The sequence below is a fragment of the Streptomyces sp. GLSS-08 genome (assembly GCF_056387915.1).
In genome coordinates, this window is sequence record NZ_JBWJAQ010000001.1 from 613,570 (window position 1) to 636,334 (window position 22,765).

A 22,765-nucleotide genomic window follows, 5' to 3' on the forward strand; every position below is an offset into this window, starting at 1 on the left:
CCCCCGAGGGTCGGGCCCGCGGCCATGTCTAGGCGTCCTCCGTCGTGCGCGCCGCGTCCTGTGCCTCGCCGGAGGCTCCCGCCGCCGCGCGTGAGGCGTCCTCCGTCCTGCGTGCCGCCTCGTCGATCGCGGCCAGCGACCTGCGGACCTGATTGCGGTCCGTCGTGTACCAGAAATCGGGCAGCGAGGCCTTGAGATAGCTGCCGTAACGCGCCGTCGCGAGCCGCTGGTCCAGTACGGCGACCACCCCCCGGTCCCCGGACGCCCGTACGAGACGACCGGCGCCCTGGGCCATCAGGAGAGCCGCGTGGGTGGCGGCCACGGCCATGAAGCCGTTGCCTCCCGCCTCCTCGACCGCTTTTTGACGGGCGCTCATCAGCGGGTCGTCGGGACGCGGGAACGGGATCTTGTCCATGACGACCAGCTGACAGCTCGGCCCCGGCACGTCGACGCCCTGCCAGAGGGACAGCGTGCCGAACAGGCACGTCCGGGGGTCCGCGGCGAAGTTCTTGATCAGCTCTCCGAGCGTCTCCTCACCCTGCAGCAGGATGGGGAACTCGGGAATGCGCGTGCGCAGTTCCTCCGCAGCCAGCTGGGCGGCCCGCATGGAGGAGAACAGGCCGAGCGTCCGGCCGCCGGCCGACTGGATCAACTCGGTCAGCTCGTCCAGCATGTCGCCGCGGTCGCCGTCGCGCGCGGGGCGGGACAGGTGTTTGGCGACGTAGAGGATGCCCTGCCTGGGGTAGTCGAAGGGGGATCCGACGTCGATGCCCTTCCACTGCGGCAGGTCCTCGTCCTCGGCGCCCTCCGGGCCGAGGCCCAGCGAGGCCCCGACGCCATTGAAGTCGCCGCCCAGCTTCAGCGTCGCGGAGGTGAGGACGACCGACCGGTCCGCGAAGAGCTTCTCCCGGAGCAGGCCCGACACCGACATGGGCGCGACCCGCAGCGAGGCACCGAAACGGTCGTGCCGCTCGTACCAGACGACGTCCCACTCGGAGCCGTTCGTGATGCGCTCCGCCACGTCGTGCACGGCCTCCACCGAGGCGAGGGCCTGCTTGCGCACCGCGTCCTCGTCCTGGACGGACTTGTCGCGGGTGGCGCCGATCCCCGAGATCACCGTACGAGCGGCGTCGCGGAGCGCCATCAGGGCATAGCCGAGATCCTCGGGGATCTCCTCCAGCCGGCCGGGCAGGGCCAGCTCCATGAGCCGCTCGAAGCCCTCGGCGGCGGTCTGGAGCTGGTCGGCGGCCTTCTCGTTCACCAGCTTCGCGGCACGGCGCACGGCGCGGTTGACCTGGCCCGGGGTGAGCTCGCCGGTCGCGACACCGGTGACCCGGGAGACCAGCTCGTGCGCCTCGTCCACGATCAGGACCTCGTGCTGCGGGAGCACCGGAGCGCCCTCGATGGCGTCGATCGCGAGCAGCGCGTGGTTGGTGACGACGACGTCCGCGAGCTTGGCGCGCTCCCGCGCCATCTCGGCGAAGCACTCCGCGCCGTACGCGCACTTCGTGGCGCCCAGGCACTCACGGGACGAGACGGAGATCTGCGCCCAGGCACGGTCGGAGACGCCGGGCGTCAGATTGTCACGGTCCCCGGTCTCCGTCTCGTCGGACCAGTCGCGCAGCCGCACCAGGTCCTGTCCGAGTTTGCTGGTGGGTGCTGCCGCCTCGAACTGGTCGAAGAGGCCCTCCTCCTCGTCCTGCGGCATGCCCTCGTGCAGACGGTGGAGGCACAGGTAGTTCGACCGGCCCTTGAGCATCGCGAAGGACGGACGGCGGCGCAGCAGCGGATGCAGCGAGTCGACGGTCCGCGGGAGGTCCCGCTCGGCGAGCTGCCGCTGGAGCGCCAGGGTGGCCGTCGCCACGACGACGCGCTCCCCGTGCGCGAGCGCGGGCACCAGGTAGCCGAGCGATTTACCGGTGCCGGTGCCGGCCTGGACCAGCAGGTGGGATCCGTCGTCGATCGCTTCCGCGACGGCTTCGGCCATGGTCACCTGGCCGGGACGCTCCGTACCGCCGACGGCGGTGACGGCAGCGTGCAGGAGTTCGGGGAGTGAGGGCTTCGTCATAGCGCGACCACCCTACGGGGCGGGACTGACAACCGGGCGATCACGCCGAGGGCGAGGGGCGTGATCAGGACGGATGCGGGGGCGCACGGTGGCGTCACAGCACATCGCGCAGGCCCCGGTCCCTGACCAGGAGGGCGGCGCGCTTGCCGGGCAGGTCCACCTCGGCGGAGAACCGGAAGCCGGCGCTCAGGAACGCCGAGACGGACGGAGTGTTCCGCAGATCGGGTTCGGCGACGACGCGCCCGCACGACGGGCGCTTCTCGCACACGAGGTCGGCGACGGCGCGGAGCAGGGCGGAACCGAGACCTCGCCCGCGTCCGGCGACACCGCCGATGAGGAGGTGGATGCCGGTGTCGTGCGGGCGGGCCGGGTAGTGGCGTGCGAGCGCGTCGAGGTCGGCCCGGTAGATCTCCCAGTAGCTCATCGGGGTGCCGTCCAGCACGCCGAGGCAGGGCACGCTGCGTCCGTCCCCGGCGAGCTGTCCCCGCAGATGCCGCTCGGTCACCGTTTCGGGCCCGGCGAGTTCCCAGAACGCGGCGACGGCGGGATCGTTCATCCACCGGGCGACGAGCGGGAGATCGCGCCGGAGCCGGACGGGGACGAGCTGGAAGACACCTACGGGCGTGGCTGTGGGCCCCCAGGTACCGACGTGGTCGAGCAGGTCGTCACCCGCCGGGGCGGCATCCGCCGGGTCCCCCTCCTCACTGCCGGCTTCCTCGGCGAGGAGGGCGATGAGTTCGTCGGGCAGGCGCAGGTCCAGGGTGTCCTGGCCTTCCGAGTCCGGGCCGGCAGCCCGGTCGGCGTCGGTGTCGGGGGCGGTCGCGGCGTCGGCGCTCGCATCGGTGGAAGGCACGGCGACGCTCCTCTCAGGAGACGGGGTGGGTCACTTCCCGCAGGGACGAAATGGGTTGGTGAGGGTGACGTAGACGGACTGGGTGTCGACCGGGCCGACGAGTTCGTCGAGGCCGTGCAGCCGGGTCAGCAGGTTGGCCTTGCAGCGCAGGACGGAGGAGTCCAGCAGGTACGCGGGCAGGGACGAACGCAACCGGTCGGGACCGGTGGCCACGTCCGCGAGGAAGCGGCGGAACGCGGCGAGCAACAGCTCCTCGCCGGCGAGGCGTTGGGAGCCGAAGGCGCCGACGAGACCGAGCACGTTGTTGATGGCGAGGTAGTAGGCGAAGCGCTCGTCGGTGACCTCGTCGGAGACGAACGTGTCGCTGTGCTCGCCGATGCCCGGCAGCCGGGCGTCGAGTTCCGCCCGCCGTGAGGTGCGGAAGTAGTAGCCCTGGTTGTCGCGGTAGCGGCCGCCCGCGGGCCAGCCCTCGGGGTCCAGCAGGAGCAGGGTGTTCTGCTGGTGTGCCTCCAGGGCGATCCCGGCCTCGCTGTCCAGCCACAGCACCGGGCGCACGACCTGTTCCAGGTAGCGCAGGAACCACTCGGCGGACACGGCACCCCGGGAGCGCCCGGTACGGCCGGCGAGGCGGGTGACGACCTCGGCGAGCCGGGAGCTCATGACGGGGTGCGGAGGACCGTCGGCCCGGGCGTGGGGCCGGAGCGAGACGAACCCGGCCACGCAGGAGACGTCGTCCGTCGGTCCGAAGGGGTTGTGGCGGATCACTACGTCGAGGCCCTGCACGGGCCTGCCGTCGAGGCCGTCGACGGCGAGCCATGCCGGATCGCGGACGATGCCGAACCCCGGGTGGGCGGCCTGCCACTGCTTGGACAGACCGGCACGCAGCAGGCGGTGGGCCTCGACGCCGCGGTGGAGTTCCTTGCGGAGGTTCTCACGCCGGGAGTTGGTGATGCGCAGGCCCAGCGAGGTCTTGAGCATCGCGGGGGCGCCGGAGCGGTAGAGGGTGCGGACGGATGAGGTGGGATGCCACGGAGCACCGTACGGGCCGAGGTCGCGGAGCAGCCCGGCGGTGAACAGGGACTCGGTGTCCGGGCGGTGCCGGATCTCGTGAAACTGCCAGGGATGCAGCGGCAGGGCCGTGTATCCGTCGGGCAGCGCCAGTCCGGCACCGGCGAGTCGCGCGGTCAACTGCCCGGCGGCGACGGGGCGACCGCGTTCCGTCCACGCCGAGTCGGCCGCTAGCACGGAGGGCGCGACCGCCAGCCAGTGCAGGGGGAAGGCACCGCGCAACTCGGGCGAGTATCGCCGGGCGTCCGCGTCGGAGAGTCCCTCGCGGCTCTTGGGCGTCGGATGCAGGGGGTGTCCGAGGAGCAACGCCTGCTCGGCGGCGAGGAAGCGGTCGGGTCCGTCACCGGGGCGCTCGCGGCGCTCGCCGATGAAGGCGGCGGTCCGGCGGACCGAATCTGCGACCCGTCCGACCAGGTCGTTCACGTCGCTGATTCCGCCCGGCCGCGCGGTACCCGGCGAGGCGGCTCCGGGCGCGCTTCCCGCGGGGCCGGAGGCGTCGACGGCGTGGGTGGCTGTCGGCCCGGCCGTGGTTCCGCGCGGCCCGGCTCCCGCGTCAGCCGTCTCCCGGGCCAGCAGGGCCGCCACGGTGACGGCGTCGGCGGGAGGTGCCCCTTGCGGGGTGCCCTCGACGTGGGGAAGCCCGAAGCGGTGCCAGCCGGCGGGGGACCAGTGGTGCACCGGAGCGAGGAGGGCGGCGCCGGTTGCCGGGAGGGGGATGCGGAGGATGCCGTCGTCGGGAGCCCGGAGGTCGTTCTCGCGCACCCAGCAGCGCAGCAGGTTCTCGACGGCCGCCGCCTGGGCCGCGGTATGCGGGTCCGGATGGTCGAGCAGGTCCGTGGCCCCGTGCGTCGGCGGCCGCCGGGCCGCCGATGTCCCGTCCTTCTGCCTCGGGACCGAGGCGGCGTCCGGCACGGGCGGGACCTTACCGCCACGGGGCTCGCGCTCCACGGCGTCCGGCACGGGCGCGGCCTGACCGCCACGGGGCTCGCGCTCGGGCCCGAGCGGAAGGTCGTCGGATGCGGGGGTGGGGTTCACAGGCGTTCCTTGCGGGGTCCGGGGTGGCGCGGGGCTTGTTCGTCGGGGCTTGTTCGTTAGGGGTTGTCCGTCGGGGTGTACGTCGGGGCCGGGGTGTGGGCGTGCGCGGGGATGTGCGGGGCTGGGTGATCTGGCTGCGAGGGCGTCGTCGGGGCGGGCCGAGTCGGGCGTGGCGGACGCCCGGTCTCCGGTCGTCGACCGGCGGCGGGCGGTCCACGCTCGGTCGACGGAGGCGCGCGGCGGTCCCGCGTCATCGGTCACCACCGGGGGACGGGATGCCAACCGCATTCGCCGCCGACTGTCCGACCGACCGCCGTCGGCCACCGACCGCCGCTGACGGAAAACCCGAGTCCCGCCCCCGCCCCGGTACGTCCCCGGCACAGCCCCGCGCGACCTCACCGCCGCCTCCGCACCCGCTCCGGAGCCCTACCCGGCTCCCGCGGCAGGCCCCCGCACGGCAGACGCCCGACCGCCCGGCCCCCGCTCGTCCGGTCTCGCGTCCGGAACCCCCCGCGCCACCGCCGCCACCGCGTCCGCCAGCCGCTCCAGTACGGCGTTCGCCTGTTCGTCGGTGATCGTCAGAGGTGGGAGCAGGCGGACGACGCTGTCCCGGGGGCCGCCGAGTTCGACGATCAGACCGCGCCGCAGGCACTCCCGCTGGACCGCGGAGGCCAGGTCGGGTGCGGCGGGCGGCGGGTCCGTGCCGGCGCCGTCCGGGTGCACCAGCTCCAGGCCGATCATCAGTCCCCGGCCGCGTACGTCCCCGATGCAGGCGAACTCCGCGGACAGTGAGCGGAGTTGTACGAGCATGCGCGCCCCCAGCGCGGCGGCACGCTCGGCGAGGCGGTTCTCGCGCACGTGGCGGAGGGTCGCCGTGCCCGCGGCCATGGCGAGCTGGTTCCCGCGCAACATGCCCGCGTGGGCGCGGGATTCCCACACGTCGAGTTCGTCGCGGTAGACGACGACGGCCAGCGGGAGGCTGCCGCCGATGGCCTTGGACAGGACCATCACGTCGGGCGTGACGCCACTGTGCTCGACGGCCCAGAAGGCGCCGGTGCGGCCGATCCCCGTCCGGACCTCGTCGGCGATCAGCGGGATGGACCGGGCGCGGGTGATCTCCCGCATGCGCCGCATCCAGTCGTCCGGCGCGGGGATCACCCCGCCCTCGGCCTGGACCGGTTCGAGGATCATGCCGGCCGGGTGCGGCACACCCGACTTGACGTCGTCCAGGACCGACTCGGTCCAGCGGGCCGCGAGCTCGGCCCCGCGGTCACCGCCGACCCCGAAGGGACAGCGGTAGTCCTGCGGATACGGCAGCCGCGCCGCCCGCACTTCGGACGCGCCCCGGGACGCTTCGAGTGCCCCCGCGGTCATCCCGTGGCAGGCGCCGGTGAAGGCCAGCATCGCGGTGCGCCCGGTCGCGGCACGCACCAGCCTGAACGCGGCCTCGACGGCGTCCGTGCCGGCCGGGCCGCAGAACTGCACCCGGGCCCCCTCGGCGAACGCGGGCGGCAGCGTGCGGAGCAGCTCGGTCGTGAAGGCGTCCTTGACGGGGGTGGCGAGGTCGAGGGCGTGCAGCGGCGCCCCCGAGTCGAGGACGCTCCTGATCGCATCGAGGACCACCGGGTGGTTGTGCCCGAGAGCCAGGGCACCGGCACCGGAGAGACAGTCGAGATACCGGCGTCCGTCGGCACCCTCGATCGTCAGCCCCCGCGCGCGGACGGGCACGATCGGCAGGGCGCGCGCGTAGGTGCGCGCCGCGGACTCGCGCGCCGACTGACGGCGCGGAATTCCCGCGTGCGCCGCGTACGCCTCCCCCGACCCGCTCTCCTCCCGTACGCTCGTGGGCTCACGCCCCATCACCGCAGACTCCGTCACGGCCACGACTACAGGTCCTCCCGCTGCTCAGAGGCGAGTTGGCGGGGGTTTCCGAACGCAGGCGGCAGGTCCCCCGTACCTACCAACGACGAGGCAGGCACGGGGAAGCGGGTGAGGTGAAGATCCTTGCCGTGACGGAACCGTTGCCGTCCGGTCGGAACTCCCCCACAGCGACCGCATAGTGTGTGGTGCCGTTCAGAAGTGCGGGCGGGTCACCGGCCCGGCCGCCCGATCGGCACCGCCCGGCCCCTGCCGAAGGGGTCCGGACCGGCGGCTCCGTACGCAACTGCACAGGTACGGCCGCCGCCGAGGCAGCGCAGACATTTCTCACGTCCAGGGGGAGTTCACACCATGCGATCCATACGCCCGCCCTTCACCGCTCGCCGAGGGGGGAGCACGCGCCGCGGAACCTCCCCCGTCCTCGTCGCCGTCGGCCTCACGGCGACGCTGGCGCTCACCGCCACCGCGTGCGGCTCGGGCGACGAGCAGACGAACGCCGAGGCGTCCGCCTCCGCGACCGGCAGCAGCGACGGCAAGATCAAGATCCCGCAGGACGTCAAGGACAAGCTCAAGGAGCACGGCTTCGACATCGACAAGTGGAAGGACGGCGCTTGGAAGAACTGGGACAGGGACGACTGGCTGCGCGAGGCGGATGAATTCGTCAACCCCATCATCAAGGATCTGTGGGACCCGGACCGGATGCGTGACGCGGACGACCCGGACCAGGACAAGGGCGTCGACGAGAACGACATCTCCGGCGACCAGGGCGTCACCGACGCGACCCCGGCTCCCGTGCCCGCCCGGTCGGTGCAGGCCGCCTACCACGAGCGTGTGCCCGAGGCCGGCAAGGTGTTCTTCGACTCCCCCGAGGGCACGATGGTGTGCTCGGCGACCGTGGTGAAGGACCCGGCCCACCCGGGCAAGTCGAACATGGTGTGGACGGCGGGTCACTGCGTGCACGCGGGCAAGAAGGGCGGCTGGTACCGCAACATCGCCTTCGTACCGGCCTACAACAACGCCGGCAAGGACGCGTCCCAGTTGCAGAACGCCGCCAAGACGGAGATCGCTCCCTACGGCGTGTGGTGGAGCGACTGGGCGCAGACCTCGGACCAGTGGATCGAGCAGGGTGGTGCCACGGGCGGCGAGGGCGCGCCGTACGACTTCGCCGTGCTGCATGTGACCCCGGAGAAGGGCAGCGACGGCAAGTCCCTGGAGGAGACGGTCGGTTCGGCCCTGCCGGTGGACTTCAACGCGCCGGCCGTACCGGAGGTGGCGAGCATCACCGCGACCGGCTACCCGGCGGCGGCGCCCTACGACGGGCAGAAGCTGTTCCAGTGCACGGACGAGCCGGGGCGGCTGTCGATCGTGAAGTCCGACCCGACGATGTACCGCATCGGCTGCACCATGACCGGCGGTTCGTCCGGCGGCGGCTGGGTGGCGAAGGGGGCGGACGGCAAGCTCGCGCTGGTCTCCAACACCTCGATCGGTCCGGTGAGTTCGGGCTGGTTGGCGGGCCCGCACCTGGGGGCCGAGGCCAAGGGTGTGTACGACTCGGTCAGCGGGAAGTTCGCCGGGCAGTGACCCGCCCGGTCTGACGGGGTGCGGGCGGACGGGGCGCGGGCGGATGACAGGGCGCGGACGGACGGTGGCGCGGCGCGGACCGACGGTGGCGGGGTGGCACAGGGGACGGCGCACGGACGGCGCGCGAGGAAACCTTCACCACCCCACCGCCGTTCACCCGCAACCACCCGGGCATAGTGGGGTGCCGCGTCCGAGCGGGTCCGCCGAGAGCCGGCTCCGCATCTGACCAGCACATGACATGACGCTTCAACGGGGGTTCCCACCACATGCGTTCCATACGTACGTCCGTCGCACCCCGGCGTGGCAGACCCGGCGTTCTCATGGCCGCGGGGATCGTCGCGGCCCTGTCGCTCACCGCAACCGCCTGCGGCTCGGGCGACGACAGGGCGAGCGACAAGCCCACGGCCGGCACGTCCCAGGGGGCGGGCGAGGACGAGGCCCGGATTCCCGGCGACCTCGCCGACCGGCTCAAGGAGCACGGCATCGACGTCGACCGGTGGAAGGACGGTGGCTGGAAGAACTGGGACAAGGACAAGTGGCTCAGCGACGCCAAGGACTTCGTCAACCCGGTGATCAAGGGGCTGTGGAAGCCGGAGCGGATGAAGTCCGCCGAGGACCCGGACAAGACGATCGCGGTGAAGGACGCGTCCGCCGACCAGGGCGTAAGCGACCCCGCCCCGGAGCCGGTCCGGGCCGAGCCGGAGAAGACGCCGTACCACCGGAACGCGGCCCCGGTCGGCAAGGTCTTCTTCGACTCGCCCAAGGGGTCGATGGTCTGCTCCGGCACGGTCGTCAAGGACGTCAACCACCCCGGCCGGTCCAACCTGGTGTGGACCGCCGGCCACTGTGTGCACGCGGGCGGCAGCGGCGGCTGGTACCGCAACATCGCCTTCGTCCCGTCCTACAACGACCTGGACAAGTCCGAGGCGCAGCTGAGCGGTGCCACCTCCGCGGAGATGGCACCGTACGGCCAGTGGTGGGCCGACTGGGCCTCGACCTCCCGCGAGTGGATCTCCGGCGGTGACGAGACGGGCGGTGCCGGCGCCCCGTACGACTACGCCGTGCTGCACGTGAAGCCGGAGCGGGGCGCCAAGTCCCTGGAGGAGACGGTCGGCAACGCGCTGGACGTGGACTTCTCCGCGCCCTCCGCGCGGAGTGCCGGCGCCATGGGTGCCTGGGGCTACCCCGCCGCGCCGCCGTACAACGGTCTGAGCATGTTCAAGTGCGTCGACCGGCCGGGGCGGCTCTCGCTCAGCCCGGGGCTGCCGACGATGTACCGCATCGGCTGCACGATGACGGGCGGCTCGTCCGGCGGCGGCTGGTTCCGTGTCGTCGGCGGCAGGACCAAGCTGGTGTCGAACACGTCGATCGGTCCGTCCGACCACACCTGGCTCGCCGGACCGCAGCTCGGTGCGGGCGCCGAGACGCTCTACCGGAGCATGAGCAAGAAGTACGGCGGCCTGTAGGCACGGCAGCGCTCGCCACGGCACACGGCGAAGACCCGCCCCCTGCGAGGGGAGCGGGCCTTCGGCCGTCGTACGGTCCGGCTCACCGCCGGTCCTGCGCCCTTGCGCCTGCGGTGCGGCGCGGGCGCAGGACTGCGCCCGCGGTGCGGCGGCCGGGATCAGGCGAGCGGCGCCGGGACGTACGGCGCGAGATCCGCCGCCAGTTCCTCGTGCACCCGCGCCTTGAGCAGCGTGCCCTCCGGGGTGTGCTCCTCGGAGATGACGTCGCCCTCGTCGTGCGCCCGGGCGATCAGCTGGCCCTGCGTGTACGGCACGAGCGCCTCGATCTCGACCGAGGGACGCGGCAGCTCGTGGTCGATGAGCGCGCGCAGCTCGGCGATGCCCCGGCCGGTGCGGGCGGAGATCGCGATGGACCGCTTCTCGATCCGCATCAGCCGCTGAAGGACCAGCGGGTCGGCGGCGTCCGCCTTGTTGATCACCACGATCTCGGGCACCTTCGTGGCACCCACGTCGCGGATGACCTCACGCACGGCGGCCAGCTGCTCCTCCGGAGCCGGATGCGAACCGTCCACCACGTGAAGGATCAGGTCGGAGTCGCCGACCTCCTCCATCGTGGAGCGGAACGCCTCGACCAGGTGGTGCGGCAGGTGCCGGACGAAACCGACCGTGTCGGCCAGCGTGTACAGCCGGCCGCTCGGGGTCTCGGCCCGGCGCACGGTCGGGTCGAGGGTCGCGAACAGCGCGTTCTCGACGAGCACGCCCGCGCCCGTGAGGCGGTTGAGCAGCGAGGACTTGCCCGCGTTGGTGTAGCCCGCGATGGCGACCGAGGGCACCTTGTGGCGCCGGCGCTCCTGGCGCTTGATCTCGCGGCCGGTCTTCATGTCCGCGATCTCACGGCGCATCTTCGCCATCTTCTCGCGGATCCGCCGCCGGTCCGTCTCGATCTTGGTCTCACCGGGACCACGGGTGGCGAGACCGCCGCCCTTGCCGCCGCCCATCTGACGGGACAGCGACTGACCCCAGCCGCGCAGTCGCGGCAGCATGTACTGCATCTGCGCGAGCGCGACCTGCGCCTTGCCCTCTCGGGACTTGGCGTGCTGGGCGAAGATGTCCAGGATCAGGGCGGTCCGGTCGATCACCTTGACCTTGACGACGTCCTCGAGGTGGATCAGCTGGCCGGGGCTCAGCTCACCGTCGCAGATCACGGTGTCGGCGCCGGTCTCCAGGACGATGTCCCGCAGCTCGTTGGCCTTCCCGGATCCGATGTACGTGGCCGCGTCGGGCTTGTCGCGGCGCTGCACGACGCCGTCGAGCACGAGCGCTCCCGCGGTCTCCGCGAGGGCGGCCAGCTCGGCCAGCGAATTCTCCGCGTCGGTCATGCTGCCCGTGGTCCACACCCCGACGAGTACGACGCGCTCCAGGCGGAGCTGCCGGTACTCGACCTCGGTGACGTCCTCGAGCTCGGTGGACAGACCCGCGACGCGGCGCAGGGCGGCCCGCTCGGAGCGGTCGAACTGCTCGCCGTCCCGCTCTCCGTCGATCTCGTGGCTCCAGGCGACGTCCTCTTCCATCAGGGCATCGGCCCGAAGACCTTCGGGGTAGTTCTGCGCCGCGACGCTCTGCGCGTCCTGGGAAGGGGAAGAAGAGGAGGTCATTGGATCCTTACGTCGATGGGAATGCGGTGCGGCGACGGACGTCGCCCGTCATGGTGGACAACGCCCGGGGGCTCCGGGAGATTCCCGGCGCCCCCGCAGGGGCCCCGGGAGGCCGTGCCGCCGACCAGGAAGATGGTCGCACGGCACGCCCCGTCTCGTCACGCGAGTTACCCCTTGCCTCCGCGCGCCTTGGGGGCGTCGCTCTTCCAGTCCGGGTGCCCCGGCATGGGCGGAGTCCTCTCGTCGTGGAGCCACGCCTGGAAGAACCCGGTCAGATCCCGCCCGGACAGGAGTGACGCGAGGTCCACGAAGTCGGCCGTCGTCGCCGTGCCGTCCTGGTGGAGGGCCACCCAGGTCCGCTCCAGGCGTTCGAAGGCCGGGCGCCCGATCTCCTGCCTGAGCGCGTACAGCACCAGCGCGGCGCCGTCGTAGACGTTGGGCCGGAAGATGCTGATCTTCTGCCCCGGATCGGGCGCCTTGGGCGCGGCGGGCGGCCCGCCCGCGGCCCGCCAGGAGTCGGAGGCGCGGTAGGCCGCCTTCATCCGAGTCTCCATGGGCCGGCCGGCCTTCTCCTGCGAGTACAGGGCCTCGTACCAGGTGGCGTGCCCCTCGTTGAGCCACAGGTCGGACCAGGTGCGCGGGCTGACGCTGTCGCCGAACCACTGGTGGGACAGCTCGTGGACCATGACCGACTCGACGAGCCACTTCGGGTACGCGGGTTCGGTGAAGATGTCCTTCTCGAACAGGGAGAGGGTCTGGGTCTCCAGCTCGAAACCGGTCTGCGCCTCGGCCATCAGCAGCCCGTACGTCTCGAAGGGGTACCGGCCGACCTTCTGCTCCATCCAGGCGATCTGGCCCGGTGTCTTCGCGAGCCACGGCTCCAGGCGGTCCCGGTCCTTGGTGGGCACGACATCGCGGACGGGAAGCCCGTGCGGGCCGCCGCGGTGCACCACCGTGGATCGCCCGATGGACACCTGGGCCAGTTCGGTGGCCATGGGGTGCTCGGTGCGGTACGTCCAGGTGGTGGCGCCGGCCCGCCGGTCGGTTCCCGCGGGCAGCCCGTTGGCGACCACCGTGTACCCCTCGGGCGCGGTCACGCGGATGGTGAACATCGCCTTGTCGAAGGGGTGGTCGTTGCACGGGAAGACCAGGTGGGCGGCGTCGGCCTGGTTGGCCATGGCGAGGCCGTCCCTGGTCCGCACCCAGCCGCCGTCCCGGCCCGCGGCGGACACCGGATCGCTGGTGTGCCGCACGGTGATCCGCAGGGCGGTGCCGGCCGGTACCGGTGCCTGCGGGCTGACCACCAGATCCTCGCCCGCGCTCGTGAACGTCGCCGGTAGGCCGTTCACCTCGACCTCCCGCACGGTGCCGTGCGCGAAGTCGAGGTTGATCCGCTCCAGCGGGCTCGTGGTCCGGGCGGCGACGGTGGTGACGGCGGAGAGCGGCTTGTCGTTCGCGCCGGCGTAGGTGAAGTCGAGGTCGTACGACGTGACGTCGTAGCCGGGGTTGCCCAGGTGCGGGAAGAGGCGGTCGCCGACGCCGAGCGGGACGGCCGGTGAGGGGGCGCTCGCGGCGACGAGGCAGACGGACACGGCGGAGGCGAGCAGCGCCGTCGTGACGCGTCGCCTTCCGGGGCGGGGGGTGAGCAGCATGAACCACCGCTACCAGCGCGCACCCCTTCCGCGGTGACGGCGCGCACCGGGCCCACCCGAACGGGTACCCGCCGGGTGCCCTCGGGCGGTCACCGCGCGGCGGCCGCCTGGTGCTGCGCGCGGTTGACGTCGAAGACGCCGGGCACGTCGCGCATGGCCCGCATCAGGGCGGGGAGGTGTGCGGCGTCCGGGAGTTGGAGGGTGTACGTGTGCCGTACCCGCTGCTGGCTCGGCGGTTCGACGGTGGCCGAGACGATCGCGACGCCCTCCAGGGCGATGGCTTCGGTGAGGTCGGCCAGCAGATGGGGCCGCCCGAAGGATTCGGCGACGAGCGTGACGCGGCACTCGGTGGTGTCGCCCCAGCGCACGCCGACCTCCGCGCGCCCCACGCCCTTCATGCGCTCCACGGCGGGGCATTCGAGCCGGTGGACGGTCACCACTCCCCCGCGTACGGCGAAGCCGGTCACCTCGTCGGGCGGTACGGGCGTGCAGCAGCCGGCGAGGCGTACGGACGCGCCGGGCTGGTCGACGACGGCGTTGGCGGTGCCCGGCCGCGCGGGGGGCCCTTCGGCGGCGGGCCTCGGGGCCGCGGAGGGCGCCTCGGGGGCCTGCGTGGCGCGCGGTGCGGGGTGAGTGGCGATCCAGCGCTGGATGGCGATGCGGGCGGCGGGCGTGTGCGCGTGCTCCAGCCACTCCCGGGAGGGCTCGGAGGCGGCGTCCTGGCCCATGAGCAGCTGCACGGTGTCACCGTCCCGCAGGACGGTGCTCAGCGTCGCCAGACGGCCGTTGACGCGCGCGCCGATGCAGGCGTGCGCGTCCTCGCCGTACTGGGCGTAGGCGGCGTCCACGCAACTGGCGCCGTCGGGCAGGCCCAGCGAGCCGCCGTCGGCCCGGAAGACGGTGATCTCGCGGTCCTGGGCGAGGTCCTCGCGCAGGGTGGACCAGAAGGTGTCGGTGTCGGTGGCGGCCTCCTGCCAGTCGAGGAGGCGGGAGAGCCAGCCGGGTCGGGTGGGGTCGGCGCGTTCGCCGTCGAAGGAGCGCTCCCCGGCGGCGTCCGTCTGCTCGTCGGCGGGAGTGGCGTAGGGGTTGCCCAGGGCGATGACTCCGGCCTCGGCCACCTTGTGCATCTGGTGGGTGCGGATGAGGACTTCCGCGATCTCGCCGTCCCCGCGGGCGACCGCCGTGTGCAGCGACTGGTACAGGTTGAACTTCGGTACGGCGATGAAGTCCTTGAACTCCGAGACCACCGGGGTGAGGCAGGTGTGCAGCTCGCCGAGGACGCCGTAGCAGTCAGCGTCCTCGTTGACGAGCACCAGGAGCCGCCCGAAGTCGGAGCCGCGCATCCGCCCGCGCTTGCGCGACACCCGGTGCACGGAGACGAAGTGCCGTGGCCGGATGACGACTTCGGCCGGGATCCCCGCCTCGCGCAGGACGGTGCGCACCTCCTCGGCGATCTCCCCGAGCGGGTCGTCGCCGTGGGCCGTGTTGTCGTCGATCAGTTCTCTGGTGTGCTCGTACTCCTCGGGGTGCAGGATCGAGAAGACCAGGTCCTCCAGCTCGGTCTTGAGCGCCTGTACGCCGAGCCGTTCGGCGAGCGGGATGAGCACGTCCCGGGTCACCTTGGCGATGCGTTCCTGTTTCTCGGGGCGCATGACGCCCAGGGTGCGCATGTTGTGCAGCCGGTCGGCGAGTTTGATCGACATCACCCGGACGTCGTTGCCGGTGGCGACGAGCATCTTGCGGAACGTCTCGGGCTCGGCTGCGGCCCCGTAGTCGACCTTCTCCAGTTTGGTGACGCCGTCGACGAGGTAGCAGACCTCCTCGCCGAACTCGGCGCGCACCTGATTGAGCGTCACGTCCGTGTCCTCGACGGTGTCGTGGAGCAGGGAGGCGGTCAACGTCGTGGTCTCCGCGCCCAGTTCGGCGAGGATGAGGGTGACCGCGAGCGGGTGCGTGATGTAGGGCTCGCCGCTCTTGCGCATCTGGCCGCGGTGCGAGGACTCGGCGAGCACGTACGCCCGGCGCAGCGGTTCCAGGTCGGCGTCGGGGTGGTGGGCGCGGTGGGCCTCGGCCACGTGGCCGATCGCGTCGGGCAGCCGGTCCCGGGAAGCGGGTCCGAGCAGCGCGGCCCGGCCCAGGCGGCGCAGGTCGATCCGCGGACGGCCCTTCCTGCGGTGTGCCGGGGCCACCTCCCGCCCGAGCGGGAGCGCGGGCTCGGGGGACGGCTGCACTGGGCCTGGCGTCGCGGGATCCGTCGCCTCCGCACTCATGGGCACCTCCGGCTGCGTAGACCGGTGGACGGGGTGCCCCAGGGCGTACACGGCTCAGGGGCCGATGTCGTTCCCCCGTCCGGGCCGGTGCTTGATGCTACCGAGCCCACCACGCCCGGCTGACCGCCTCCCGCCCAGCGTGAAACGGATCACCCATTCGAGCGAAGGTTTGCGGGTTTACGGTTCGGATCTTCGCGAAGCGGGACGGCACGGCCGGTCAGGCGCGCCCGGCGCCGAACCACTCCGCGTCGATCTCTCCCTCGGCGACGATCACCGCGGGGCCCGTCATCTCGATCTCGCCGTCCGGGCGCTCGGTGATCACGAGCGTGCCGCCTGGCACGTCCACGGTGTACGTCACCGGGGTGCCGGTCCCGGCCGGGTCGGCGCCGTCCCGGCGGGCGGCGGCGACGGCCACGGCGCAGGCGCCCGTGCCGCAGGACCGGGTCTCGCCCGCGCCGCGCTCGTGCACGCGGACGGCGACGTGCCGGGGGCCGCGGTCGGCGACGAACTCCACGTTCACCCCGTCCGGGTAGGCGGACGCCGGGCTGAAGGACGGCGGGGTGAACAGGTCGCCGGCGTGTGCGAGATCGTCCACGAAGGCGACCGCGTGCGGGTTGCCCATGTTCACGTGGCGCGCGGGCCAGCTGCGCTCGCCGACGCTCACGGTGACGTCGCCCGCGGGGAACACGGCCCTGCCCATGCCGACGGTGATGTCACCCGCGGCGGAGCCTCCGGGGGCACCGGCCTTGGCGATGTGGACGCTCTTCACGCCCCCGCGCGTGGCGACCGCGAGGTCCCCCTCGGTCACCAGTCCGGCCCGCTGGAGGTAGCGGGCGAACACGCGCACGCCGTTCCCGCACATCTCGGCGACGGATCCGTCGCCGTTGCGGTAGTCCATGAACCACTCCGCCTCGGCCGCCATCTCCCGGGCCTCGGGGTGCGCGGCGGACCGGACGACGTGCAGCAGACCGTCTCCGCCGATGCCCGCGCGGCGGTCGCACAGGGCGGCGACAGCGGCCGGGGGCAGGTCGAGGGCGTTCTCCGGGTCCGGGAGGATCACGAAGTCGTTCTCGGTCCCGTGACCTTTGAGGAAGGCGATCCGCGTGCTCATCCCTCGATCGTACGGGGTGCGAACGACAGCGGCCGGCGTCGGTCCACGGGGCGGAACCGTCCCGGTCAGCGCAATCGGGCCACGCGCCACACGGCGAGCACCGCCACCGCGGCGACGACGACCACGTACGCGATGACCACGCGCCAGTCGGGCCGCCGTCCGGAGCCGCGCTGCGGCAGGCCGGGCCAGGTGTGGCCGACGCGGCGGGCGGCCATCATGCCCCAGCCGGCGGAGCAGGCGCAGATCAGCAGGCCGAGCATGGCGACCACGGCGCCGCCGTCACCGAACTCGAAGGCGAGCGGGAACGCGAACATCAGCGAGCCGACGGCCGCCAGCGCCACGATGGGCGCGAGCTGCCAGATCCGCAGCCGGCGCTGCGGGCGCAGCTCGACCACCTCGACCTCGGCCTGGGCGGACAGCTCGTCCGGGGTCGGGCCGTCGGCGGTCACCCCGTCGGGGGTGTCCTCGGGCCCGTCGGCGCTCAGACGCTCCGCGTCCGGGTCGGTGCTCAGGCTCACTCCGTCCGGAGCGATGCCCGGACGGGGTCCGTCCGGATCGGCGTCGTGCTCAGCGTCACGTGCGGTGTCACGAGGGCCGGCCTCCATCGCCACGCGCCCTCCCAACTCGGACTTCACTGGTCGATCGAAGCTCGATGATGGCACGGCGCCGGAGGCCGGGATGACGGCCTGAGCGTCCCGATGCCATGACGTGATCAGGCTGTGACCGGTCGTTCGAGCAACGCCAGTGCGAGCCCGGGGAGTTCTGTGAGATCCGCCGCAGCCCCACTGAGCCAGTGCACCCGGGGGTCGCGTCTGAACCAGGAATCCTGGCGGCGCGCGAAGCGTTTGGTGGCGCGCACGGTCTCCGCACGTGCCGCGTCCTCGGTGCACTCCCCCGCGAGCATGGCGAGTACCTGCTGGTAGCCGAGCGCCCGGGACGCCGTACGCCCCTCGCGCAACCCCTGCGCCTGAAGTGCGCGCACCTCGTCGACGAGCCCCGCGTCCCACATCCGGTCCACCCGGCGGGCGATGCGCTCGTCGAGTTCGGGACGGGCGACGTCGACGCCGATCTGGACGGTGTCGTAGACGGAGTCGTGGCCGGGCAGGTTGGCGGTGAAGGGCTTGCCGGTGATCTCGATGACCTCGAGGGCGCGGACGATCCGGCGGCCGTTGCTGGGCAGGATCGCCTGGGCGGCGCCGGGATCGGCGACGGCCAGCCGGGCGTGCAGCGCGCCGGAGCCGCGGAGCGTCAGTTCCTCCTCCAGCCGGGCGCGCACGTCGGGGTCGGTGCCGGGGAACTCCAGGTGGTCGACCGCTCCGCGGACGTAGAGCCCGGAGCCGCCCACGAGGATCGGCCAGCGGCCCTCGGCGAGCAGCGCGTCGATGCGGGCGCGGGCGAGCCGCTGGTACTCGGCGACGCTCGCGGTGACCGTCACGTCCCAGATGTCCAGGAGGTGGTGCGGGACGCCACCGCGCTCCTCGCGCGTCAGCTTGGCGGTGCCGATGTCCATCCCTCGGTAGAGCTGCATGGAGTCGGCGTTGACGACCTCACCGCCGAGGCGGTGGGCCAGGAAGACGCCGAGATCGGACTTTCCTGCCGCGGTGGGGCCGACGACGGCGATGACGCGGGGGGCGGGGGGTGCGCTGCTCACCGCCCCAGTCTCGCAAACCCCGGGACCACTCCTCGAACGAGTTACGTGACGTCACCGGTCCGGGGTCGTTGCCTGTTGCGTGGTTTCAGCCGCCGATTTCGAGAGCCGGTTGCCCGGGCGGCGGGAACAGGCACACCGGTCAGTGCGGGATTCTCCCCGCACGAGTAGCACATGGAGTTGATATGGGCGTTTTTGCACGACTTTTCCGGAGGTCGAAGGCCGCGGAGGAGACGTCGGCCGCCGAGGCGGCCGGCACGGTGACGGCCGGAGCCGACGCGGACGCGGCGGACGGGGCGAAGGAATCGCCCGGGGCCGGGGGCGGGGCCGCTCCGGAGGAGTCCTCGGAGGCCACCGCGTCCGACGGCGTGGAGATCCCCAAGCAGCAGTCCGCCGACGAGGCCGCCGACAGCGAGGCCGGCGAGGGCGCCCGCAAGTGACCCGCCTCGCGCGAGGAGGTGGACCATGGGTCTTGCGGACAAGCTGAGATCCAGGCTCGTACCGGTCGGGGACAGGGTCTCGGACCTCGCGAACCAGCACGGGGACACGATCCGGCACGGTCTGGACAAGGCCGCGAGAGTGGCCGGCGAGAAGACGAAGGGCGAGTACAGCGACCGGATCCGGACGGGTACGGGCCAGGCCGAGGACGCCATGGACCGGCTCGCGCAGCGGGCCGAGCGCGGAGCGACGCCTCCGCCGGACAAGGCACCCGCGCCCCCTCCGGCTTCCTGACACCCGGCGCATCGGCGGACGGCCGCGGAGCACTTCGGGCTCCCGGCCGTCCGCCGCGCTGCGAACTGTCGCCCCGCTCAGGGGGCACCGCCTCTCGCGCGTCGCGTCCGCCTCCGCCGGGAACCCGAAAGCGCCCCCTCGCGCGCGGCCTCGTCCGCCCCGTCACGACCAGGAGGCCACCAGGTATCCCACTCCGTAGGGGGCGTCGTCGTACAGGAGGGCGCCGCCCAGGCCCGCGTCCTCGGCCGCGCCCGCGAGGACCTGCCAGGGTGCGCGCCCGGACGCCTTGAGCTCGTACGCGAGCGCGGCGTCCAGCGCCTTGAGGCCCGCCACGTCGGCAGCGGCCAGCGCGCGGGCGACCTCCGCGTCGAAGCCCGCGGCGCGCTCGTCGAGATAGCCCGGCGCCTTGAGCGTCCGGCACGCGCTGCCGTCGCCCATGACCAGCAGCGCCACCCGGTCCGCCCGGGCACCGATGTCCCGCCCGGCCTGGAAACACCGCTCGGCCGCCAGCGGTTCCCCCACGCCGAGGCCTTCCAGCGGGGCGTCCGCCCAGCCCGTGCGGTCCAGCAGCCAGGCGGCGACGGCGAGCGACGGCGGCAGCTCCCGCTCCGTCCCGCCCGGGCCCGGCCCCCCTCCCCCGAGGCGCACGTGGTGGTCCACACCGAACCCGCGGAAGGACCCCGGCGTACCCGACGGATACGGCCCGCGCGCGCTCTGCCCGGCCGGTCCGACGACGACGAGGAGATCGGGGCGCGCGGCGGCGAGGACGCCCAGCGCGTCCGTGCACGCGGCGCGCGCGGCGTCCAGCTCGGGTGCCGCGCCCCAGGCGACCGGGGGCACCAGCAGCGGCGGACAGGGACAGACGGCGGCGGCAACAAGCATGATCGGCAGCGTACGCCTTCAGTGACCGGTGGGCGCCGAGTCCCGTAGGGGCTGTGTGCGCCGGCGTCGGCCGGACTGTGCTCGGGGAAGGGAGCGGCGCCCGGTGGACCGTCCGCCCCCTCCCCCGTCGTTCCTTCGTCCCCGTCAGTCGCGGGTGCACCCGCTGCCCGTGGCCACCGGCAGCGGAGCCGGAACGCCGATCTTCGGCAGGCCCAGCAGCACGCCCGCCGGCTTGGCGGCCCCGGCGGCGCTGCGCTTCTCTCAGGCGTCCCCCGAGCGCGTGCGCCGGACGTCCAGGACGGCGCCCTCGGCGAGCAGGTGGTGCGGGGCGGCGTACGTGATCTCGACGGTGACCACGTCACCGGGGCGCACGTCCTGGTCGGGCTTGGTGAAGTGCACCAGGCGGTTGTCGGGGGCGCGGCCGGAGAGGCGGTGCGTGGCCCCGTCCTTGCGGCCCTCGCCCTCGGCGACCATCAGCTCCAGGGTGCGGCCGACCTGCTTCCTGTTCTCCTCCCAGGAGATCTCCTCCTGGAGGGCGACGAGACGCTCGTAGCGCGCCTGGACGACCTCCTTGGGGATCTGCCCCTCCATGGTGGCCGCCGGGGTGCCGGGACGCTTGGAGTACTGGAAGGTGAAGGCCTGCGCGAAGCGGGCCTCGCGCACCGCGTGCAGGGTCTGCTCGAAGTCCTCCTCGGTCTCGCCGGGGAAGCCGACGATGATGTCGGTGGTGATCGCCGCGTGCGGGATGGCTGCCCGCACCTTGCCGATGATCCCGAGGAAGCGCTCCTGCCGGTACGAGCGGCGCATCGCCTTCAGGACCGTGTCCGAGCCGGACTGCATCGGCATGTGCAGCTGCGGCATCACGTTCGGCGTCTCGGCCATGGCCGCGATGACGTCGTCGGTGAAGTCCCGCGGGTGCGGCGAGGTGAAGCGCACCCGCTCCAGGCCGTCGATCTTCCCGCAGGCCCGCAGCAGCTTGCTGAACGCCTCGCGGTCGCCGATGTCGGAGCCGTAGGCGTTCACGTTCTGCCCGAGGAGCGTGATCTCGGAGACGCCCTCCGCGACCAGCGCCTCGATCTCCGCGAGGATGTCGCCGGTGCGACGGTCCTTCTCCTTGCCGCGCAGCGCCGGGACGATGCAGAAGGTGCAGGTGTTGTTGCACCCGACGGAGATCGACACCCAAGCGGCGTACGCGCTCTCGCGCCGGGTCGGCAGCGTGGACGGGAACGCCTCCAGCGACTCGGCGATCTCGACCTGCGCCTCCTCCTGGACGCGGGCGCGCTCCAGCAGGACGGGCAGCTTGCCGATGTTGTGCGTGCCGAAGACGACGTCCACCCAGGGCGCCTTCTTCACGATGGTGTCGCGGTCCTTCTGCGCGAGACAGCCGCCGACGGCGATCTGCATCCCGGGGCGCTTCGTCTTCATCGGGGCGAGGCGGCCGAGGTTGCCGTAGAGCCGGTTGTCGGCGTTCTCACGGACCGCGCAGGTGTTGAAGACGACGACGTCCGCGTCACCGTCCGAGCCCTCGGGCGCCCGGACGTACCCGGCGCCCTCCAGCAGTCCGGCGAGCCGCTCGGAGTCGTGGACGTTCATCTGGCACCCGTAGGTGCGTACTTCGTAGGTCTTCGATTCCTGAACGTCCACTGCCTGGCTCCGGTCGCTGCTGCTCATGTGACAAGGGTAGGCGGTGCCCGGAGTGCCTCAGGTCCGGCTGCGTCCCGGCGGCCGTCAGGCCGGGTGGCCGGGGCCCGCCGGGCTGCGCCGGGACGGACCGGCCGGTGCCTGCCTGGCCACCACGGCGTCCGGGCTGGCAGGATCGCGCGCATGTTCCAGGCACTCGCGCGTACCGGCAGACGGCCCGCCCTGCTCGGCTCGGCGGCCGCTCTCGTGGCCCTCGGGCTGCTGCTGTGGTGGCTGCTCCCGCTGGGCGAGGAGTCGCCGGGCGGGCGGATCGACTTCAGCACGGGAACACCGACCGGGGTCTACCAGACGTACGGGGACCTCCTCCGGCAGGCCGCCGCGAGGGACATGCCCGACCTGGAGATGACCCTGCGGAACAGCGACGGGTCGCAGGACAACGTGGAGCGGGTCGCGACGGGCGAGGCCGACTTCAGCATCGCCGCGGCCGACGCCGTGCAGACGTACATCGACCGGAAGGGGAAGGGCGCGGCCGGGCTGCGCGGCTGCGCCCGGCTCTACGACGACTACGTGCACCTGGTGGTCCCGCTGCGCTCGTCCGTGCAGTCGGTGGCGGACCTGAAGGGCAGGCGGGTGGCGGTGGGGCCGGACGGTTCCGGCGTGCGGCTCATCGCGGACCATGTGCTGGAGGCCGCCGGCCTCGATCCCCGCGAGGACATCGAGCCGCTGCCGGACGGCATAAAGACCATGCCCCAGCAGCTCGAGAAGCACCGGATCGACGCCTTCTTCTGGTCCGGGGGGCTTCCGACGAGCGCGGTGACCACGCTGTCGGACCGCCTCGACATCCGGCTGGTCCCGATCGACGGCCGCGTCGTCGAGAACCTCCAGGCCGAGAGCGGCGCGCCCCGCCACTACCGGGCGGCGGTCATGCCCGCCACGGCCTACCCCAAGGCGCAGCGCGGTTCCCCGGTGCCGACGGTGGCGGTGGCGAACCTCCTCATCACCCGGGAGGACATGGACACGGAACTCACCGAGGAACTGACCCGCACCGTGATCGACAGCCGTGACTCCATCGGCCTGGAGGTCCACGCGGCACAGCTGGTGGACCTGCGCACGGCCCTGTACACCGACCCGCTCGAACTGCACGAGGGAGCACAGCGCTACTACCGCTCGGTGAAGCCGTGAGGCCCTGCCGCCCGGTGAAGTCGTACGGCTCCGGAAACCCGGC

The 22,765-nt window shown here is 72.7% G+C and carries 16 protein-coding genes and 1 pseudogene; 5 read left to right on the forward strand and 12 right to left on the reverse strand.

What is annotated here, in order from left to right; all coding sequences use genetic code 11:
• Window positions 1-28 precede the first annotated feature (28 nt).
• From AC0ZLC_RS02450 to AC0ZLC_RS02465, 4 genes are all read right to left on the reverse strand, one after another.
• Window positions 29-2,068, reverse strand: a complete 2,040-nt coding sequence (locus tag AC0ZLC_RS02450; protein WP_476750154.1) for an ATP-dependent DNA helicase — start codon at window positions 2,066-2,068, stop codon at window positions 29-31.
• 94 nt (window positions 2,069-2,162) lie between these two features.
• Window positions 2,163-2,921 carry a GNAT family N-acetyltransferase gene (locus AC0ZLC_RS02455; RefSeq protein ID WP_476750155.1) on the reverse strand — a complete coding sequence of 253 codons (759 nt, stop codon included), beginning with the start codon at window positions 2,919-2,921 and terminating at the stop codon, window positions 2,163-2,165.
• 30 nt (window positions 2,922-2,951) lie between these two features.
• Complete coding sequence (locus AC0ZLC_RS02460; RefSeq protein WP_476750156.1) at window positions 2,952-5,024, reverse strand: IucA/IucC family protein; 2,073 nt, start codon at window positions 5,022-5,024, stop codon at window positions 2,952-2,954.
• Window positions 5,025-5,450: 426 nt separating this feature from the next.
• The gene (locus AC0ZLC_RS02465) at window positions 5,451-6,884 is read right to left on the reverse strand and encodes a diaminobutyrate--2-oxoglutarate transaminase family protein (protein WP_476750227.1); all 1,434 of its coding nucleotides are present in this window, start codon (window positions 6,882-6,884) and stop codon (window positions 5,451-5,453) included.
• 369 nt (window positions 6,885-7,253) lie between these two features.
• Between AC0ZLC_RS02465 and AC0ZLC_RS02470 the strand changes: the two genes are divergently transcribed.
• Window positions 7,254-8,483, forward strand: a complete 1,230-nt coding sequence (locus AC0ZLC_RS02470; protein WP_476750157.1) for a trypsin-like serine peptidase — start codon at window positions 7,254-7,256, stop codon at window positions 8,481-8,483.
• A gap of 266 nt (window positions 8,484-8,749) precedes the next feature.
• Window positions 8,750-9,949, forward strand: coding sequence for a trypsin-like serine peptidase (locus tag AC0ZLC_RS02475; protein ID WP_476750158.1), 1,200 nt, complete (start codon window positions 8,750-8,752; stop codon window positions 9,947-9,949).
• Window positions 9,950-10,107: 158 nt separating this feature from the next.
• Here AC0ZLC_RS02475 and hflX read toward each other — a convergent pair whose 3' ends face one another.
• The 6 genes from hflX to miaA form a co-directional block, all read right to left on the reverse strand.
• Window positions 10,108-11,604, reverse strand: a complete 1,497-nt coding sequence (gene hflX, locus AC0ZLC_RS02480; protein ID WP_476750159.1) for a GTPase HflX — start codon at window positions 11,602-11,604, stop codon at window positions 10,108-10,110.
• Window positions 11,605-11,771: 167 nt separating this feature from the next.
• Window positions 11,772-13,256 carry a M1 family metallopeptidase gene (locus AC0ZLC_RS02485; protein WP_476750160.1) on the reverse strand — a complete coding sequence of 495 codons (1,485 nt, stop codon included), beginning with the start codon at window positions 13,254-13,256 and terminating at the stop codon, window positions 11,772-11,774.
• An 89-nt stretch (window positions 13,257-13,345) separates the two neighbouring features.
• Window positions 13,346-15,526: a RelA/SpoT family protein gene (locus AC0ZLC_RS02490; RefSeq protein ID WP_476750161.1), complete on the reverse strand. Its 2,181-nt coding sequence runs from the start codon at window positions 15,524-15,526 to the stop codon at window positions 13,346-13,348.
• Window positions 15,527-15,743: 217 nt separating this feature from the next.
• A complete protein-coding gene (dapF, locus tag AC0ZLC_RS02495; RefSeq protein ID WP_476750162.1) occupies window positions 15,744-16,637 on the reverse strand; it encodes a diaminopimelate epimerase in 894 nt (297 codons plus the stop codon).
• A 65-nt stretch (window positions 16,638-16,702) separates the two neighbouring features.
• The gene (locus AC0ZLC_RS02500) at window positions 16,703-17,242 is read right to left on the reverse strand and encodes a hypothetical protein (protein WP_476750228.1); all 540 of its coding nucleotides are present in this window, start codon (window positions 17,240-17,242) and stop codon (window positions 16,703-16,705) included.
• A 107-nt stretch (window positions 17,243-17,349) separates the two neighbouring features.
• Window positions 17,350-18,288, reverse strand: coding sequence for a tRNA (adenosine(37)-N6)-dimethylallyltransferase MiaA (gene miaA / locus AC0ZLC_RS02505; protein ID WP_476750163.1), 939 nt, complete (start codon window positions 18,286-18,288; stop codon window positions 17,350-17,352).
• Window positions 18,289-18,470: 182 nt separating this feature from the next.
• Between miaA and AC0ZLC_RS02510 the strand changes: the two genes are divergently transcribed.
• Both AC0ZLC_RS02510 and AC0ZLC_RS02515 read left to right on the forward strand, forming a co-directional pair.
• Window positions 18,471-18,725, forward strand: a complete 255-nt coding sequence (locus AC0ZLC_RS02510) for a hypothetical protein (RefSeq protein WP_476750164.1) — start codon at window positions 18,471-18,473, stop codon at window positions 18,723-18,725.
• A gap of 25 nt (window positions 18,726-18,750) precedes the next feature.
• Window positions 18,751-19,017, forward strand: a complete 267-nt coding sequence (locus AC0ZLC_RS02515; protein ID WP_476750165.1) for an antitoxin — start codon at window positions 18,751-18,753, stop codon at window positions 19,015-19,017.
• A 162-nt stretch (window positions 19,018-19,179) separates the two neighbouring features.
• Here the strand turns inward: AC0ZLC_RS02515 and AC0ZLC_RS02520 are convergent, their stop codons facing one another.
• Both AC0ZLC_RS02520 and miaB read right to left on the reverse strand, forming a co-directional pair.
• On the reverse strand, window positions 19,180-19,899 hold the full coding sequence (locus AC0ZLC_RS02520; RefSeq protein ID WP_476750166.1) for a class III extradiol dioxygenase subunit B-like domain-containing protein: 720 nt from the start codon (window positions 19,897-19,899) through the stop codon (window positions 19,180-19,182).
• A 144-nt stretch (window positions 19,900-20,043) separates the two neighbouring features.
• Window positions 20,044-21,570 (reverse strand): annotated as a pseudogene (gene miaB / locus AC0ZLC_RS02525) (tRNA (N6-isopentenyl adenosine(37)-C2)-methylthiotransferase MiaB).
• A gap of 153 nt (window positions 21,571-21,723) precedes the next feature.
• Between miaB and AC0ZLC_RS02530 the strand changes: the two are divergent.
• Window positions 21,724-22,722: a TAXI family TRAP transporter solute-binding subunit gene (locus AC0ZLC_RS02530; RefSeq protein ID WP_476750167.1), complete on the forward strand. Its 999-nt coding sequence runs from the start codon at window positions 21,724-21,726 to the stop codon at window positions 22,720-22,722.
• Window positions 22,723-22,765: the final 43 nt, after the last annotated feature.